General features: G+C 70.9%; 16 protein-coding genes and 1 pseudogene. 7 read left to right on the plus strand and 10 right to left on the minus strand.

Going from position 1 to position 15,183, the window contains the following annotated elements; genetic code table 11:
* Window positions 1–164 precede the first annotated feature (164 nt).
* Window positions 165–290: a hypothetical protein gene (locus HC028_RS28130; protein ID WP_275408212.1), complete on the plus strand. Its 126-nt coding sequence runs from the start codon at window positions 165–167 to the stop codon at window positions 288–290.
* 130 nt (window positions 291–420) lie between these two features.
* The gene (locus HC028_RS12085; RefSeq protein WP_168076473.1) at window positions 421–1,644 is read left to right on the plus strand and encodes a cytochrome P450; all 1,224 of its coding nucleotides are present in this window, start codon (window positions 421–423) and stop codon (window positions 1,642–1,644) included.
* On the opposite strand, the gene HC028_RS12090 is transcribed toward HC028_RS12085, so the two are convergent.
* On the minus strand, window positions 1,634–3,268 hold the full coding sequence (locus HC028_RS12090) for an ABC-F family ATP-binding cassette domain-containing protein (RefSeq protein WP_168076475.1): 1,635 nt from the start codon (window positions 3,266–3,268) through the stop codon (window positions 1,634–1,636). The two genes, HC028_RS12085 and HC028_RS12090, sit on opposite strands and share 11 nt — an antisense overlap.
* Window positions 3,269–3,311: 43 nt before the next feature.
* A complete protein-coding gene (locus tag HC028_RS12095; RefSeq protein ID WP_168076477.1) occupies window positions 3,312–3,836 on the minus strand; it encodes a helix-turn-helix domain-containing protein in 525 nt (174 codons plus the stop codon).
* Between the two features lie 54 nt (window positions 3,837–3,890).
* Here HC028_RS12095 and HC028_RS12100 point away from each other — a divergent pair, with 54 nt between their 5' ends.
* From HC028_RS12100 to HC028_RS12110, 3 genes are read left to right on the plus strand one after another with little or no spacing between them, the layout of a single operon-like run.
* Window positions 3,891–4,235, plus strand: a complete 345-nt coding sequence (locus HC028_RS12100; protein WP_168076479.1) for a hypothetical protein — start codon at window positions 3,891–3,893, stop codon at window positions 4,233–4,235.
* Window position 4,236: 1 nt separating this feature from the next.
* Window positions 4,237–5,193, plus strand: a complete 957-nt coding sequence (locus HC028_RS12105; protein WP_168076481.1) for an alpha/beta hydrolase family protein — start codon at window positions 4,237–4,239, stop codon at window positions 5,191–5,193.
* A gap of 23 nt (window positions 5,194–5,216) precedes the next feature.
* Window positions 5,217–5,411 (plus strand): hypothetical protein, encoded by a 195-nt coding sequence (locus HC028_RS12110; protein ID WP_168076483.1) that lies wholly within the window; start codon window positions 5,217–5,219, stop codon window positions 5,409–5,411.
* A 12-nt stretch (window positions 5,412–5,423) separates the two neighbouring features.
* Here the strand turns inward: HC028_RS12110 and HC028_RS12115 are convergent, their stop codons facing one another.
* From HC028_RS12115 to malQ, 4 genes are all read right to left on the minus strand, one after another.
* Window positions 5,424–6,848: an NAD-dependent succinate-semialdehyde dehydrogenase gene (locus HC028_RS12115; protein ID WP_168076485.1), complete on the minus strand. Its 1,425-nt coding sequence runs from the start codon at window positions 6,846–6,848 to the stop codon at window positions 5,424–5,426.
* Window positions 6,849–6,976: 128 nt separating this feature from the next.
* Window positions 6,977–7,315, minus strand: a complete 339-nt coding sequence (locus tag HC028_RS12120) for a DUF952 domain-containing protein (protein ID WP_168076487.1) — start codon at window positions 7,313–7,315, stop codon at window positions 6,977–6,979.
* Window positions 7,316–8,620, minus strand: a complete 1,305-nt coding sequence (locus HC028_RS12125) for an aspartate aminotransferase family protein (RefSeq protein ID WP_168076489.1) — start codon at window positions 8,618–8,620, stop codon at window positions 7,316–7,318.
* Between the two features lie 167 nt (window positions 8,621–8,787).
* Entirely contained in the window at window positions 8,788–10,773 is a 1,986-nt protein-coding gene (gene malQ, locus HC028_RS12130) for a 4-alpha-glucanotransferase (protein WP_168076491.1), read from the minus strand.
* Between the two features lie 139 nt (window positions 10,774–10,912).
* Between malQ and HC028_RS12135 the strand changes: the two genes are divergently transcribed.
* Complete coding sequence (locus tag HC028_RS12135; RefSeq protein WP_168076493.1) at window positions 10,913–11,365, plus strand: DUF309 domain-containing protein; 453 nt, start codon at window positions 10,913–10,915, stop codon at window positions 11,363–11,365.
* Between the two features lie 55 nt (window positions 11,366–11,420).
* On the opposite strand, the gene HC028_RS12140 is transcribed toward HC028_RS12135, so the two are convergent.
* The 4 genes and pseudogenes from HC028_RS12140 to HC028_RS12155 form a co-directional block, all read right to left on the minus strand.
* Complete coding sequence (locus tag HC028_RS12140) at window positions 11,421–11,780, minus strand: STAS domain-containing protein (protein WP_168076495.1); 360 nt, start codon at window positions 11,778–11,780, stop codon at window positions 11,421–11,423.
* Between the two features lie 302 nt (window positions 11,781–12,082).
* Window positions 12,083–12,409, minus strand: a complete 327-nt coding sequence (locus HC028_RS12145) for a TfoX/Sxy family protein (protein ID WP_168076497.1) — start codon at window positions 12,407–12,409, stop codon at window positions 12,083–12,085.
* A 76-nt stretch (window positions 12,410–12,485) separates the two neighbouring features.
* The gene (gene glpK, locus HC028_RS12150) at window positions 12,486–14,003 is read right to left on the minus strand and encodes a glycerol kinase GlpK (protein WP_168076499.1); all 1,518 of its coding nucleotides are present in this window, start codon (window positions 14,001–14,003) and stop codon (window positions 12,486–12,488) included.
* A gap of 82 nt (window positions 14,004–14,085) precedes the next feature.
* Window positions 14,086–14,919 (minus strand): annotated as a pseudogene (locus HC028_RS12155) (MIP/aquaporin family protein); the annotation flags it as partial.
* 104 nt (window positions 14,920–15,023) lie between these two features.
* Between HC028_RS12155 and HC028_RS12160 the strand changes: the two are divergent.
* Window positions 15,024–15,173 carry a hypothetical protein gene (locus tag HC028_RS12160; protein WP_168076503.1) on the plus strand — a complete coding sequence of 50 codons (150 nt, stop codon included), beginning with the start codon at window positions 15,024–15,026 and terminating at the stop codon, window positions 15,171–15,173.
* Window positions 15,174–15,183 lie beyond the last annotated feature (10 nt).

The raw sequence follows: 15,183 nt of genomic DNA on the forward strand, positions 1-15,183 counted from the left end.
GACGGGCGCTTAACGAGCAGGTAACCGCCCGCTTCTATCCCCGGAACCAACCTGACGAACTTGCGACTCAGCGCTGAGGCGACTCAGTGCTGAGGCGACTCAGCGCTGAGGCCGCCGCGGGTCTCGTCACGTACACGCCAACGAACGCCGTGAGGAGGAGCAGGATGCTTCCGCTGTCACCCGTCAGGACCGAAGAGGCACGGGCCCGCTGGGGCGCCGTCTGGCGCTGGTTCGACGACTGGACCATGGAGAGCTTCAACCCGAGGGCCTACCGGGTCGACAGACGCTAGGGCCGACAGTCGGCCGGAGATGCGGGGCGCGCGGCGGAAACCGGGCGCCCCGCATCCCGTTCGGCGCTACCGTGGAGGTGGCTGTCTCGCTCGTCCGCAAGCCCGGTTGCGCAGGCGGGAGTGGTGTGACATGGCCCGGTCTGAGGTGGCACGGTCCGAACCCGATCCGGTGCGGCGTTCGCTGCCGGACTTCCTGGCCTGGCTGGAGCAGTTGCGCCAGCGGGGCCGGGTTCACTACGACGACAGGCAACAGTGCTGGCATGTCCTCGGGCACCCCGAAGCCAACGAGGTGCTGGCCGACCCCGCCACGTTCTCGTCCGACCTCGGCGACCTGCTGCCGAAGCAGGAGGACATGGAGCTGTTTCAGCGGGGGAACTTCGTGCGGATGGACCCGCCCCGGCACCGCATGCTGCGCGGCCTGGTCAGCCAGGCGTTCACCCCGAGGGTGGTGGCCGGGCTCGAGCCGCGCATCGCCGAGGTGGCCACCGAACTGCTCGACGCAAGCGGCGGAGCCGAACACCTGGATCTGATCGAAGAGCTGGCGTACCCGCTACCGGTGATCGTCATCGCCGAACTGCTCGGCATCCCACCCGATGACCGGCCGGTGTTCCGGCGCTGGGCAGACGCGCTGTTCGAGCGCACCAACGTCGACCCGGACGGGTCGCTGACCAGGATCGGGGAAGAGGCGGTGACATCCGTCGCGCCGACTCTGCGCGAGATGAACTCCTACCTTCTCGACCACATCCGGACCCGCCGGGCCGACCCCGGCGACGACCTGACGAGCGCGCTGTTGCGGGCAGAGGTCGACGGGCAGCGGCTGGACGACGAGGAGGTCGTGGGCTTCGTCGGGCTGCTCTTGCTTGCGGGACACATCACGACTACCGCGACCCTGGGTAACGCCGTCGTCAGCTTCGACGAGCATCCGGACGCCGCGGCCGAGGTACGGGCGGAGTACGGGCGGCTGCCCGCCGCGATCGAGGAGGTGCTGCGCCACCGCACCCCGTTCCCGCGCCTGGGCCGGCGGGCAACCCGCGACACCGAGGTCGGCGGCGTCGCGATCCCGGCCGGGGCGATCGTCGTACCGTGGCTCACGGCGGCCAACCGCGACGAGCGGGTGTTCGCCGAGCCGGACAGGTTCGACATCCATCGCCACCCCAATCCGCACCTCACCTTCGGCCACGGCATCCACTTCTGCCTGGGTGCGCCGCTCGCGAGGCTGGAAGCGAAGGTTGCGCTGGAAATTCTGTTCCGGCGGTACCGCGACATCGCGGTGGCGGGCGACGCGCCGGTGGAGTATCGCAACCCGTGGGTGATGATCAGCGTCACCAAGTTGCCGCTGGAGGTCACGCGGTGACCTGACCACCGTCCACTGTGATGTGCCGGTTGGTGTGCACCGCGTCGAGCATCCGGCGGTCATGGGTGACCAGGATCAAAGTGCCCGGGTACGACGCGAGCGCCGACTCCAGTTGCTCGATCGCCGGTAGGTCGAGGTGGTTGGTGGGTTCGTCGAGTACGAGCAGGTTGACCCCGCGCGCCTGGAGGAGGGCGAGCGCGGCCCGGGTGCGCTCGCCAGGGGAGAGGGTCACGGCCGGTCGCAGTACGTGCGCCGCGCGCAGGCCGAACTTGGCCAGCAGCGTGCGGACCTCCGCGGGCGCCAGGTCGGGGACGGCGGCGCAGAACGCGTCGAGCAGGGACTGGTCGCCGAGGAACAGCCCGCGGGCCTGGTCGACCTCACCGATGACGACGCCGGGCCCGAGCGAGGCGTGCCCGGCGTTCAGGGGCAGCCGGCCGAGCAGCGCCGCCAGCAGGGTCGTCTTGCCGGAGCCGTTGGCGCCCGTGACGGCGACCCGGTCGGCCCAGTCGATCTGCAGGTCGACCGGGCCCAGCGTGAACGAACCGCGGCGGACCACCGCGCCGCGCAGGGCGGCGACGACCGCGCCGGCGCGCGGCGCGGCGGCGATCTCCATCCGCAGTTCCCACTCCTTGCGCGGCTCCTCGATGACCTCGAGGCGCTCGATGAGCCGATCGGTCTGGCGGGCCTTGGCCGCCTGCTTCTCGGACGTCTCACCTCGGAAGTGGCGGATGGACTTGTCGTTGTCGGGGGCTTTGCGGCGGGCGTTCCGCACGCCCTTCTCCATCCACGCGCGCTGGGTACGCGCCCGTGCTTCGAGGGCCGCCCGGGTGTCGGCGTACCCCTCGTAGTCGGCGCGGGCGTGCCTGCGGGCGACTTCGCGCTCCTCCAGGTAGGAGGCGTACCCGCCGCCGTAGTGGTTCACCTGCTGCTGGTACACGTCGAGCTCGACGACCCGGGTGACGGTACGGGTCAGGAACTCCCGGTCGTGACTGACCAGTACGGTCCCGGCGCGCAGGCCGGTGACGAACTCTTCGAGCCGGGCCAGCCCGTCGAGGTCCAGGTCGTTGGTCGGCTCGTCGAGCAGGAAGACGTCGAAGCGGCTCAGCAGCAGGGACGCCAGCCCTGCCCGGGCGGCCTGCCCGCCGGACAGGCCGGTCATCGGCTGCGCCAGGTCAACCGTCAGCCCGAGGTCGGCTGTGACCTGCTCGGACCGCTCTTCCAGATCCGCGCCGCCCAGGGCGAGCCAGCGGTCCAGGGCGGGCGCGTACGCGTCGTCGGCGCCGGGTAGGCCGGCGGTCAGCGCTTCGGTGGCGGCGTCGAGGTCGGCCTGCGCCGCCGCGACGCCGGTGCGGCGGGCGAGGAACTCGCGGACCGTCTCGCCCGGGCGGCGCTCCGGCTCCTGCGGCAGGTGCCCGACGGTAGCCGTCGGCGGATTGAGCTGCACGGTGCCCTCTTCGAGGGGGAGCTCGTGGGCGAGCGTCCGCAGCAGCGTGGACTTCCCGGCGCCGTTCGGGCCGACCAGACCGATGACGTCACCGGGGGCGACGACGAGGTCGAGCCCGGAGAAGAGGATCCGGTCACCGTGCCCGGCGGCCAGGCCCTTGGCGATCAGTGTTGCGCTCATGAGGTCACTGATCGTATCCGGCGCAGCCTGCTGATGCCGCGCATTATCCGGCGGGCATCACGATGGTGGACAGCACGCGGCGTGCCCGGTCGGGGCCCGGCGGGCGCTTCATCCACCGCTGGAGAAGCTCCCGGAGTTCGGCGGCGAACTCGTCGAACTCCGCGTCGCTGAGGTTGAGGGCGACCTGCCGGTACCCGACGCCGTCGCGGGCCAGGTTGAACCCGTCCCGCGCCACGTAGTGGTCGAAGTCGCCGAGCAGCGCGGCGACGAAGGTCATGAAGGCGCGCCGGTGGGCGTCGGCGTCCATCGCGGCCGCCTCCTTGCCCGTGACGTTGGCCTTGGCGAGGTTGAGCCGGTAGGTCCGCTCGAACGTTCCGCGTACCTTCCGCTCGGCCACCACGTCCAGGACGTTGCCCTCGGTCAGGGTCGCCACATGGCGGTACAGGCTCGCGGTCGGGACGTCGGGCAGCTCCTCGCCCAACTGCGCGGTCGTCAGCTCGCGGTCGGCGAGGAAGGCCTGGACGATCCGCAGCCTGACCGGGTGCAGGAGTAGTTCGGCGGTTGACACAACTCACATGTTCTCATGGTTGACATCATTCTCAAAGTCGATAATTATTTGGTCATGACCGAGATCGTCCTGACCGAGGACTTCCTGCAGTTGAAGCTCACGACCACCGAGAAGGTCGTCACCACCCACGGCGACATCAGCGTGCCACGCAGCGCCATCACCGCTGTCGAGATCGTCGACGACGCGCTGGGCGCGGCGCACGGCCTGCGCATCGGACTCGGTCTGCCGGGCGTGCGCAAGCTCGGCACCTGGGTCAGCCGCTCGGGGCGGGAGTTCGTCGACGTCCGCAAGGGGCAGCCCGCGATCCGCGTCCAGCTGACCGGGCAGAGCCTCAGCTCCCTGCTGCTGGGCACCGACGACCCGCAGGCGCTCGCGGCCGCGCTCGCACCGAAGGCCTGAGATGGCTGAAGTGGAGATGCGGTTCGCGTCCGCCGACCAGACCCTCGTGGGCAGCCTGCTCCTGCCGGCGGGGCCGGGTCCGTTCCCGGCCGCCCTGCTCATCACCGGCTCCGGTCCGATCGACCGCAACTCCGACCACAAGCGGATGCCGCTGGGCGTGACGCGGCAACTCGCCGAGGCGCTCGCCGCTCGGGGAATCGCCTCCCTGCGGTACGACAAGCGCGGCGTCGGTGCGAGTACGGGCAGTTTCCTGGCTGCCGGCCTGAGCGACAACGTCACGGACTCCCGCGCCGCGCTGGACGCCCTCGTAGCCCGCCCTGAGATCGACGTGAACCGGCTGTTCGTCGTCGGGCACAGCGAGGGTGCGCTGATCGCGACCGCCCTCGCTGCGCAGGAAGGCGCGCCGGTCGCGGGCCTCGTGCTACTCGCCGGCGCCGCGCGTACCGGGGCGGAGATCCTGCGCTGGCAGGCTGCCGCGATCGCGCCGAGCCTGCCCGCCCCGGTTCGCGCCCTGCTGCGCCTGCTCCGGACCGACCTGGTCGCGAAGTCGGCCAAGACCCACGAGCGACTGCGCCGCACCACCACCGACGTCGCCCGCATCGGTGGCAGGCGGATCAACGCCAAGTGGTTCCGGGAACTCCTCGATTACGACCCGGCCGCCGACCTGGCCCGGCTGCACATCCCGGTGTGCGCGGTGACCGGGGACAAGGACCTCCAGGTCGACCCGGACGAACTCGGCCGAATCGCTGCGGTGGTGCCCGCGCCGGTCGAGGTGCACCGGCTGCCTGACGTCACGCACCTCCTGCGGGCCGACGAGGGCCCGGCGTCGCTGCGGACGTACAAGAAGCAGGTCCGCCGACCGGTCGCGCCCGAGGTCGTCCAGGTCGTGACCGGCTGGCTGGCACGCCGGGTCGCGGAGGTCGCCGGGCCGGGGGTTACGCCTGCCGACGCTGGGTAGCTGTAGCCGAGGAGGTGGTCTCGATGCCACGCCCGGGGAGCCACAAGTACGACATCAGGCGGAGCCGTCTGCGCAACCGACTCGACGACCACGGGTTCCCGGACGAGCGGGCCGATCAGCTGGCCAACGAGATCCTGCGGAACCCGCGTGGCGCGAAGGCACGGCTGCTGCAGGTGGCACGCAAGTTCGTCCCCAGGCCGGGGCAGCGCGGGGCCTGAACGCCGCCCCGCTCACCCCTGGGCGAAGCCGATCGCCGAGGTCGTCGGGAACGTGCGGATCAGCTTCTTGTTGACGAACTCCTGGATGCCCAGGTCGCCGAGTTCCCGCCCGTACCCGGAGCACTTGATGCCGCCGAACGGCAGTTCGGGGCTCGACGACGTGGGGTGGTTGATCCAGACCATCCCGGTGTCGAGTCGTTCGGCGACCCGGCGGGCCCGGACGAGATCCCGGCACATGACGACGCCGCCGAGGCCGTACGGGTTGTCGTTGGCGAGCGCGACGGCCTCATCCTCATCGGCGACCTGGTACACCACGGCGGCCGGCCCGAACAGCTCCTCGTGGTAGGCGCGCATGCCCGGGCGGACGTCGGTGAGGATGGTCGCCTCGACGAAGGCGCCGGGGCGGTCGATGCGCTTGCCGCCGAGCACGAGGGTGGCCCCCTGCGCCACCGTGTCCTGGATCTGGCTCACCAGGTTCTCGGCGGCCTGCTCCGACGACAGGGGGCCGAGCGTCGTGGCGGGATCCATCGGGTCGCCCGGGGTCAGCGCCGCGAATCGGTGCCGCAGCCGGTCGACGAAGTCGTAGTAGATGTCGGACACGACGATCATCCGCTTGGCGCTGACGCAGCTCTGGCCCATGTTGGAAAGGCGCCCGACGGCGGCGGCGTCGATCGTACGGTCGAAGTCCTCCCCGTCGAGCACGATGAACGGGTCGCTGCCGCCGAGTTCCAGGACGGTCTTGTCGATGTTGCGGCCGGCCTTCTCGGCCACGCTCGCGCCGGCCCGGTCGCTGCCGGTCAGCGAGACTCCCTGCACCAGCGGGTTGTCGATGATCCGTCCGACGCGCGAGCCGCGGACGAACAGGTTGGTGTAGACGCCCTCGGGCGCGCCGGCGTCCCGGAACAGCCGTTCGAGCGCCAGCGCCGACTGTGGGCAATTGCTGGCGTGCTTGAGCAGGATGGTGTTACCCGCGACCAGGTTCGGCCCGGCGAAGCGCACCACCTGGTAGAGCGGGTAGTTCCACGGCATGACGCCGAGGAGTACGCCGAGCGGCCGGTTCGCGACCACGGCGGCGCCGTCCTCGACGGGTATCGGCTGGTCGACGAGGAGCGCGGGCCCGACCTCGCCGTAGTAGCGCAGGATGTCCGCCGAGAGGTCGACCTCGCCCTGGCTCTCGCCGATGAGCTTGCCCATCTCGCACGTCACGGTCCGGGCGAACTCGTCGCGGCGCTCGAGCATCAGCTCGCCGGCCCTGCGTACGACGATCGCGCGCTCGTCCGGAGTCAGGTCCCGCCATCCCCGGAACGCCTCGTGGGCCGCTGCGACGGCCCGTTCGACCTCCTCGTCGATCATGGTGGGGAACTCGCGTAGGACCTCGTTGTTGTACGGGTTGATGCTGGCGATCGATGTACGGGTGACGGACGGCGTGGCGGTCACGACAACAACTCCCTGGGCTCGTCGCTTCGCCCGGCTGACTTCCCCGCGCAGCCGCCGTCGAACGTCCGAGCGTCGAATGTCCGAGTCGAACGTCCGAGCGTCGAACGTCCGAGCGTCGAACGCACAGCTCAGGCGAGCAGCGCGGCCACGGCCTCCGCGACGGGCCGGTCATCCGGCACGGCGCGCACTGCCACGACGGCGTCCACCGGCAGCGGCGCGTACAGGTGGGGAAAGAGTGCGCCGCCGCGGGACGGCTCCCAACGCAGGTCGTCGCCCAAGCGTTGCGGATCGACGGCGAGCAGGGTCAGGTCGGTCCGCCCGGCGAAGTGCCGGGCCGCCGTCTCGACCACCTGGTCCGGACCGGACAGGTGGATGAAGCCGTCGCGCTCGTCGTCCGCCGAACCGGCGTACGCGCCGCGGACCTCGGCCGCCGCCCACTCGTCGGCGGACAACAGTTTGTAGATCACCTACGGCACTCTACGTTCCGCCCGGGTCAGGGCCTGGTCGAGGATCTCCAGCCCGAGGTCGATCTCGTCGTCGGAGACGGTCAGGGGCGGCGCGATGCGGAAGACGCCTCCCATGCCCGGTAGTTGGACGATGTTCATGTGCAGCCCGAGGGACAGGCACTCGGCGGTCACGCGCCGTCCCAGGTCCTCGGCGGCCGCCTTGGTGGTGCGGTCCTGGACGAGCTCGATGCCCTGCATCAGGCCACGACCCCGGACATCTCCGATCTGTTCGTGGCGGTCCTGAAGCTGGAGCAGGCCGTCGCGCAGTCGCTTGCCGCGGTTGGCGGCCTGGACGTGCAGTTGGTCGCGCGTGATGACGCGCATGACGGTCAGCCCGACCGCGGCCGGCAGAGGGTCGGAGACGTGCGTGGTGAAGAAGAGGTACCCGAGATCGTGGCAGCGCTGTTCGATCTCGGCGGTCGTCACGACGGCGGCGAGGGGCAGCCCCGCGCCGAGCGTCTTCGACAGGGTGAGGATGTCAGGCTGGACCCCGTCCCGCTCGAACGCGAACATGTCGCCGGTGCGGCCCAGGCCGGTCTGCGCCTCGTCGAGGATCAGCAGCATGCCCCGCTCGGCGCACTTGTCCTTCAGGGCGCGCAGGTAGCCCACCGGCAGGTCGATGAGGCCACCCGAGCTGAGGATCGGTTCGACGAGGCAGGCGGCCAGGTTGCCGCTGGACTGGCGATCGACGAGGTCGAAGGCGTAGTCGAGTTCGCCGCGCCAGTCGTAGCGGCCGTCGATGACGAACCGTGGACGGTACGTGTTCGGCGCCGGGATGGCGATGTTGCCCGGTACCGGCGGGCCGTATCCGCGCCGGCCGGCGCTGTATGTGGCAGCGGCCGCCCCGGACGTCATCCCGTGCCAGGACTGGTTGAAGCTGACGATCTCATAGCCGCCGGTGTAGAGCTTGGCCATCTTGATCGCGGCCTCGTTCGCCTCGGCGCCGGTCGTCAGCAGCAGGGACTTCCGCAGCGGCGCCGGCGTGGCCTCGGCCAGCGCTCGGGCGAGGTCGACCACCGGCCGGCTCACCATGCCGCTGAACAGATGATCCAGTGTCGCCACCGCGGAGCGGACGGTCTCGACCACCTCTGGATGGGAGTGGCCGAGCACCGCGCTCATCTGGCCGGAGGTGAAGTCCAGGATGGCGCGGCCGGAACTGTCGTAGACGAACGATCCCTGCGCCCGCTCGATGATCGCCGGGACGAATGATCCGCCGTAGCGCACCAGGTAGTCGTCGACGGCGCTCCAGAACTCGGGATCGTTCACGATCACTCCTCGGGCCGATCGTCGATCAGTTCACCTTAGGTCCCATCGTCGTCGTGGCACATGGGTCCCGCACATGGCTCGCTGGGGCGTGATGTCCTTGATCCCAAGTGTCCGCCCCGCTCACCGCCTCGAACCCGGTATCGCGACTCAGGCGAGCTGAGCCGGTCTCATCCGGCGGCGCGCGGGCGCGCTCGGCCCAGCAGTTCCGCCACCCGGTGCATCCGCGGGTCGGCGGACATGGCCTCCAGGGGCACCGGCAACGGGATTCGCCAGTTCGGGTACTGGTCGACCGTGCCCGGCAGGTTCGGTTGGCGCCGCTCGCCGAGCGCGTCGTACGGCGAGGCGAGCAGGAACCGGCACGGCGACGCGGCCAGCAACCCGTGCATGCCGACCACGAGTTCGTCGTCGGTCGGGTCGTCCGCGACCAGGCCCTCCCGGCGAAGCAGCGCGACCAGCGCGCGCCGGTCGGCCCGGGCCCGTCCGGCCTCCGCCTCGACATCGCCGAGCAGGCCGAGCTCCGCGCGTACCCGTACGTGTTCGCCTTCGAGCATCCCGGCTGCCGTCGGCAGGTCGTGGGTGGAGATGCTCGCCATCGCACCGGCGGGCCAGTCGGCGGGCGGCTGGAACGGATGGACCCCGGTGTCGTCGGGTTTCTCCTCCCGGGCGAACCACAGGACCTGGGATCCCAGCATGTTCGCCTCCCGCAGCCCTCGGGTCACGCGCGGCTCGACCGTACCGAGATCTTCGGCGACCACGGCGGCGCCGGCGCGGTGCGCTTCCAGCGCGAGGATCGCGAGCATCGCCTCGTCGTCGTAGCTGACGTACGTGCCCTGGTCGGCGGAGGCGCCGGGCGGCACCCACCACAGCCGCCACAGCCCCATCACATGGTCGACGCGCACGCCGCCCGCGTGCGCCAGGACCGAGCGCAGCATGTCGCGGTAGGCGGCGTACCCGGTTTCGGCGAGCCGGTCGGGCCGCCACGCGGCCAGGCCCCAGTCCTGGCCCTGCTGGTTGAACCCGTCCGGCGGCGCTCCGGCGGTGACGCCGGGGGCGAGCACGTCCTGGAGCAGCCAGCCGTCGGCGCCACCCGGGTCGACGCCGACGGCCAGGTCGTGGATGAGGCCGACCCGCATGCCGGCGGCTCGCGCGCCGTCCTGGGCGCGGCCGAGCTGCCGCGCGGTCTCCCGCTGCAACCAGGCGTGGAAGGCGACCCGGTCACCGGCTTTCGCCCGGGCCGCGACGACGGCGGGGGAGTCCGGGCGCCGCAGCTCCGCCGGCCAGGCCTGCCAGTTGTGGCCGTGTACCTCGGCGAGGGCGCAGAACGTGGCGAAGTCGCGCAGGCCGGGGTCGAGGTCCGCGATCGGCTCCGCGTACGGGAAGAGCAGCTCCAAGGCCGTGCGCTTGGCCTGCCAGGCCCGGTCGTAGTCGATGTGTTGGCCGGTGGCATCGGGGCGCAGGGCGTCGACCCTGGCCCGCGCGGCCGGCTCGGCCCGGCGGTAGGCGTCGGTGTCCTCGACGGCGAGGTAGAGCGGGTTGGCGAAGCGGCGGCTGGACGGCGAGTACGGCGATGCCTGGACAGCGGGTACGGTCGCGACGGCGTGCAGCGGGTTGAGCAGGACCAGGTCGGCCTGGCCGGCGTCGGCCGCCCAGTCGGTGAACGTGCGCAGGTCGCTCAGGTCGCCGACACCCCAGGACCGTCCGGAGTGCACGGCGTACAGCTGAAGCATCCAGCCCCACGCCGGTGGCGGCGCGGGCAGCCGCTCCGGCGCGACGACGAGGGTCGACTCGGAACCTGCCACGGTCAACCGGTACCAGCCAAGCGGCAGCGTGACGGGGGCGCCGTCGACGACGTCGTACGCCGCGTCGTCCTCGCCGTACGCGACCCCGTTCGCGCCCCTCGGCAGCGCCCAGCGCTGGCCGGGTCGCACCACCACGGTCGGTGGCAGGGCGCGGGCACGGTCGCGCTCGCGGACCCGGGCCAGCTCCCGGCGTACGTCGGCCGGGGTGCCGGTCGCCACGTCGAGCAGCCCCAGGATCGTACGGACGACGTCCGGGTCGACCTCGACGCGACGGTGACGCCAGTCCTCGTACGAGGTTGCGACGCCGTGCGCCGCGGCCAGCTCAGCCAGTTCCTGATCCGTTGTGTCCGCCATCGGTCACGCCCACCTTCCTCGCCGCCGCCGCGCACGTGGTACCCCTGGGGCGCGGTATTTATGTGGGTTGTGTGATGTCGCTCGATCCTGCCGGGGCACCCGCCGGCCCGGGCGCCCCGGCTGCTGGCAGCATGTGGCTATGACGAGGGATCGGGACCCGTCCGGCCGGCCACGGCAGGCGCGCCCGCGGGACGCGACCGGCCGGCCGCTGCGGTACGGCGATCCCGGCGGCGTCGAGCCGGTACCGGAGGAGCCGCTGCCGCCGGCCGAGGCGCTCGCCCTGGCGCAGTCGTTGCTGGACTCGGGGCGGGCGTTCGCCGCGCACGAGGTGCTCGAAGCGGCCTGGAAGGCGGCGCCGGACGACGAGCGCGAGCTGTGGCAGGGGCTGGCCCAGGTCTGTGTCGGCATCACCCACGCCCAGCGGGGCAACGTCGCCGGGTCGGCGCGCCTGTTGGGTCGGGGCGTCGAGCGGCTGCGCCCCTACGCCGAGCAGCCGCCGCACGGCATCGACGTGGCCGGCGTGCTGGCGTGGCACGACCGGCACGCCGCCGACGCGGCCGCGGTCGCGCCCCCGCGCCTGAGCCGGGGATAGCCCTGAGCCCGGATTGCCCTGAGCCGGGGATAGCCCTCTGTCGAGGGGGCTGCTGTCAGGGTTGGCGCTGCTCGGTGGGTGCGAGAACCTTGTCGATTCCGAGGATCGCCAGCACCCGCTGCACCTTGCCGTGCGCGTTGATCAGGCAGTACGCGACGCCGCGCCGGTCGGCCACCTGCTTGGCCCCCATGATGACCTCGACGCCGGAGGAGTCAATGAAGTCCAGCGCTCCGAAGTCCAGCGTCAACTCTGTGACCTGCGGTTCGGCGAGGATGGCCGAGACGGTTTCGCGCAGCCGATCGAGGTTGCTGATGTCGATCTCACCGGCGGCTTCCAGGCACGCCCGGCCGTCGCCGTTATTCGATCTGCTGAGCTCCAGCGGAGCCGGTCCGATCTCGTTGCCAATGGCATCCATCTGACCCGTCCCCGATGTGCGGCAGCACCCAACCCTTACCGATCCGCGAACGATCTTATCCCGGCTGCCGGAATGCCGGCTCGGCGGCGATGGCGAACCTGGCCATGCGGGGGCGCGTTGAGTGGGCGGACGTGCGGCATGAGCAGCTCAAACCGGCCGCGAGGAGCGATCCGCCGCCGTGTCCGGCTCCGGATGGCGGGTCTTCCCGCATCTTGGCGGGTCTTCCCCCATTTCGGGGGTGTTCCGCCCATGAGTGAGCAAACCGGTACTCCCGGTCACGGCTATGTCGGAGCGGGCGCCGCCTACTTCGGCGGCAGCGTCTCGACGAACGCGCTGGCGTCGGCGATCCAGCTGTCCAGGGCGTCGTCGTCCAGTTCATCGCCGGCCACGAACACCCAGCCGCGCATCGCCCGCCCGGTGAAGTCGAACGCCCGGACTCCAGGGCGGGTCAGCGCCGCGTCGGTGTTGTCCGGGCCGACCCGGGCCATCAGGTCGTCGCCGAGCACCCCGACGACCATGTTGCCGTACAGGAAGAACACCAGGCCGCCGAACATCCTCCGCTCGGCGACCCCGAACGTGTCACGTAGCCGGTCGCGGATGCGCTCGGCCAGCGCATCGTCGTAGGCCATGCCCGGATCGTACGTGGGCCGGCCCGGAGCCCGGTCGGCCCGGAGCCCGGGTCGGCCCACCACACCGTTGCCGGCCTCAGCCGACGTCGACCCAGTCGAGCGTGCGGGACACCGCCTTCTTCCACTTCGCGTACCCGTCCGCGCGCCGCTCCTCCGTCCAGGTCGGCTCCCAGCGCTGGTCCTCGTGCCAGTTCTCACGCAGCTCGTCGGCGGACTTCCAGAAGCCCACGGCGAGCCCGGCCGCGTACGCCGCGCCGAGCGCGGTCGTCTCGGAGACCACCGGCCGGCTCACCGGAACCCCGAGGATGTCGGCCTGTAGCTGCATGCACAGGCTGTTGGCGGTCACCCCGCCGTCCACCTTGAGCACGTCCAGGGTCACGCCGGAGTCCTGGGCCATCGCCTCGGCGACGTCGCGGCTCTGGTAGCAGATGGCCTCCAGGGTGGCGCGGGCGACGTGGGCGTTGGTGTTGTAGCGCGACAGGCCCACGATCGCGCCCCGGGCGTCGGAGCGCCAGTACGGTGCGAACAGGCCGGAGAACGCGGGGACGAAGTAGACCCCACCGTTGTCGTCGACCTGCCGAGCGAGCGCCTCGCTCTGGGCGGCGCCGCTGATGATGCCGAGCTGGTCGCGCAGCCACTGCACGGCGGACCCGGTCACCGCGATCGAGCCTTCGAGGGCGTACACGGCGGGTTCGGTGCCGAACTTGTACGCCACCGTGGTGAGCAGGCCGTTGTTCGACCGGACGATGTCGGTGCCGGTGTTGAGCAGCATGAAGTTGCCCGTACCGTAGGTGTTCTTGGCCTCGCCGGGGGCGAAGCAGACCTGGCCGACCGTGGCCGCCTGCTGGTCACCCAGGTCCGCGGTGATCGGCACCTCGCCGCCGAGCGGCCCGAACGCCTGCGTGACTCCGTACTTTCCGGGGTCCGACGACGGGCGGATCTCGGGCAGCATCGCGCGCGGGATGCCGAAGAACGACAGCAGTTCATCGTCCCAGTCGAGGGTCTCCAGGTCCATCAGCATGGTCCGGCTGGCGTTGGTCACATCGGTGATGTGGACCCCGCCCTGCGTGCCGCCGGTGAGGTTCCACAGCAGCCAGGTGTCGGTGTTGCCGAAGAGAGCGTCGCCCCGTTCGGCGGCCTCGCGTACGCCGTCGACGTGGTCCAGGATCCACTGGACCTTGCCGGCTGAGAAGTACGTCGCGGGCGGCAGGCCGGCCTTGCGCCGGATGACGTCGCCGCGCCCGTCGCGGTCCAGCGCCGACGCGATCTGGTCGGTGCGGGTGTCCTGCCACACGATCGCGTTGTAGTACGGCCGGCCGGTGCGCCGGTTCCACACCACGCTGGTCTCCCGCTGGTTGGTGATCCCGAGCGCGGCCAGGTCACTCGCCTCGAGCCCCAGGGCGTTCATCGCGGTGCGGATGACGGAGGTGGTGCGCTCCCAGATCTCGACCGGGTTGTGCTCGACCCAGCCGGCCTGCGGCAGGATCTGCGAGTGTTCGAGCTGGTGGCGGCCGACCTCGTTGCCGCCGTGGTCGAAGATCATGAATCGGGTGCTGGTCGTTCCCTGGTCCACCGCGCCGACGAAGTCAGCCATGCAGATCTTCCCTTCTTCCGTGGTTGGGTCCGACGTTCGCTGTTGCCTGTGCTTCTTCCCCCTGAGCTTCGTTCACCTGGGCCTCGTTCACCTGGGCCTCGTCCAGCGCCGTGTCCGGCTGGCCGGGGACGACCACGCTGTCCGCCTCGGGCAGGGACCGGCCGATGAGTACTTCGTAGAGCCCGGCACCGATGACGGCGCCGATGAGCGGGCCGACGATGGGCACCCAGAAGTACAGGTTGCCGTACTGATCTCGGAACGCGGTGTCGTAACCGGTCAGGAACGACGCGAGTCGCGGGCCGAGGTCGCGCGCGGGGTTGATGGCGTAGCCGGCGTCGGTGCCCCAGGCCATCCCGATGGCGACCACGATCAGGCCGATCACCACCGGTCCGAGGTTCGCCGCCGGCGCCGTGTTGCGCAGATCGGTGACGGCGACGACGAGGAAGAGCAGGATCGCGGTACCGATGATCTGATCTCGCAGCGCGCCCCACGTGCCGACCGGTAGTGTCCCGTTACCCGGCAGGGTCGAGAACACCCCTTGGGTCTTGATCGTGTGGCCGGGGTCCACCTTGGCCAGCACCTCGCTGTAGTTCCACCGTACGAGCAGCGCGGCGACGAACGCGCCGGCTAGCTGGGCGGCGGAGTACGGCAGGACCTTGCGCCACTCGAATTTGCGGAAGACCGCGAGCGCGAAGGTGACGGCGGGGTTGAGGTGGGCGCCGGAGATCCGCGCCGCGACGTAGACGCCGAGCGTGACGCCGAGGCCCCACGCCCAGGAGATGCTGTCATGGCCGCCGAGGTTGCCGGCGACGACCTGGGCGACGACGCCGATGCCGAAGAGGATGAGGATCGCGGTGCCGGCGAATTCGGCGGCCATTTCGCCGAGGAGGCCGGGGATCTTTCTCCCATACGCCATGTCTCCTCCTGACGCTGCGTCAGCCGGGGTGGGTGGCTGCAGCTCGCATCGGTGACGGTTTGTTACCGATCGATGTACGGTATGCAGTCAATTTAGGTGAGTCAATGAGTATGTTGTTGATGTTGGTGTTCCCACTTGTTTCACCGCTGACACGTGCCGCGCACCGGGAGTGGGACGGTCGCTCGTGCCTGGTCTACAACTACGACGGCGAGGTCGACCCGCGTGGCGCCCAGTCGGGGGCGGAGACGCGGTAGCTGGGGAGCT

Source organism: Planosporangium flavigriseum, assembly GCF_011947225.1.
GTDB classification, from domain to species: domain Bacteria; phylum Actinomycetota; class Actinomycetes; order Mycobacteriales; family Micromonosporaceae; genus Planosporangium; species Planosporangium flavigriseum.

Excerpts from the sequence above, each read along its gene's own strand:
- HC028_RS12135 (WP_168076493.1), top strand. The coding sequence starts at position 10,913 with ATGACGAGGGATCGGGACCCGTCCGGCCGGCCACGGCAGGCGCGCCCG.
- malQ (WP_168076491.1), bottom strand. The coding sequence starts at position 10,773 with ATGGCGGACACAACGGATCAGGAACTGGCTGAGCTGGCCGCGGCGCAC.
- HC028_RS12140 (WP_168076495.1), bottom strand. The coding sequence starts at position 11,780 with ATGGATGCCATTGGCAACGAGATCGGACCGGCTCCGCTGGAGCTCAGC.
- HC028_RS12110 (WP_168076483.1), top strand. The coding sequence starts at position 5,217 with ATGCCACGCCCGGGGAGCCACAAGTACGACATCAGGCGGAGCCGTCTG.
- HC028_RS12090 (WP_168076475.1), bottom strand. The coding sequence starts at position 3,268 with ATGAGCGCAACACTGATCGCCAAGGGCCTGGCCGCCGGGCACGGTGAC.
- HC028_RS28130 (WP_275408212.1), top strand. The coding sequence starts at position 165 with ATGCTTCCGCTGTCACCCGTCAGGACCGAAGAGGCACGGGCCCGCTGG.
- HC028_RS12160 (WP_168076503.1), top strand. The coding sequence starts at position 15,024 with ATGAGTATGTTGTTGATGTTGGTGTTCCCACTTGTTTCACCGCTGACA.
- HC028_RS12100 (WP_168076479.1), top strand. The coding sequence starts at position 3,891 with ATGACCGAGATCGTCCTGACCGAGGACTTCCTGCAGTTGAAGCTCACG.
- HC028_RS12105 (WP_168076481.1), top strand. The coding sequence starts at position 4,237 with ATGGCTGAAGTGGAGATGCGGTTCGCGTCCGCCGACCAGACCCTCGTG.
- glpK (WP_168076499.1), bottom strand. The coding sequence starts at position 14,003 with ATGGCTGACTTCGTCGGCGCGGTGGACCAGGGAACGACCAGCACCCGA.
- HC028_RS12085 (WP_168076473.1), top strand. The coding sequence starts at position 421 with ATGGCCCGGTCTGAGGTGGCACGGTCCGAACCCGATCCGGTGCGGCGT.
- HC028_RS12145 (WP_168076497.1), bottom strand. The coding sequence starts at position 12,409 with ATGGCCTACGACGATGCGCTGGCCGAGCGCATCCGCGACCGGCTACGT.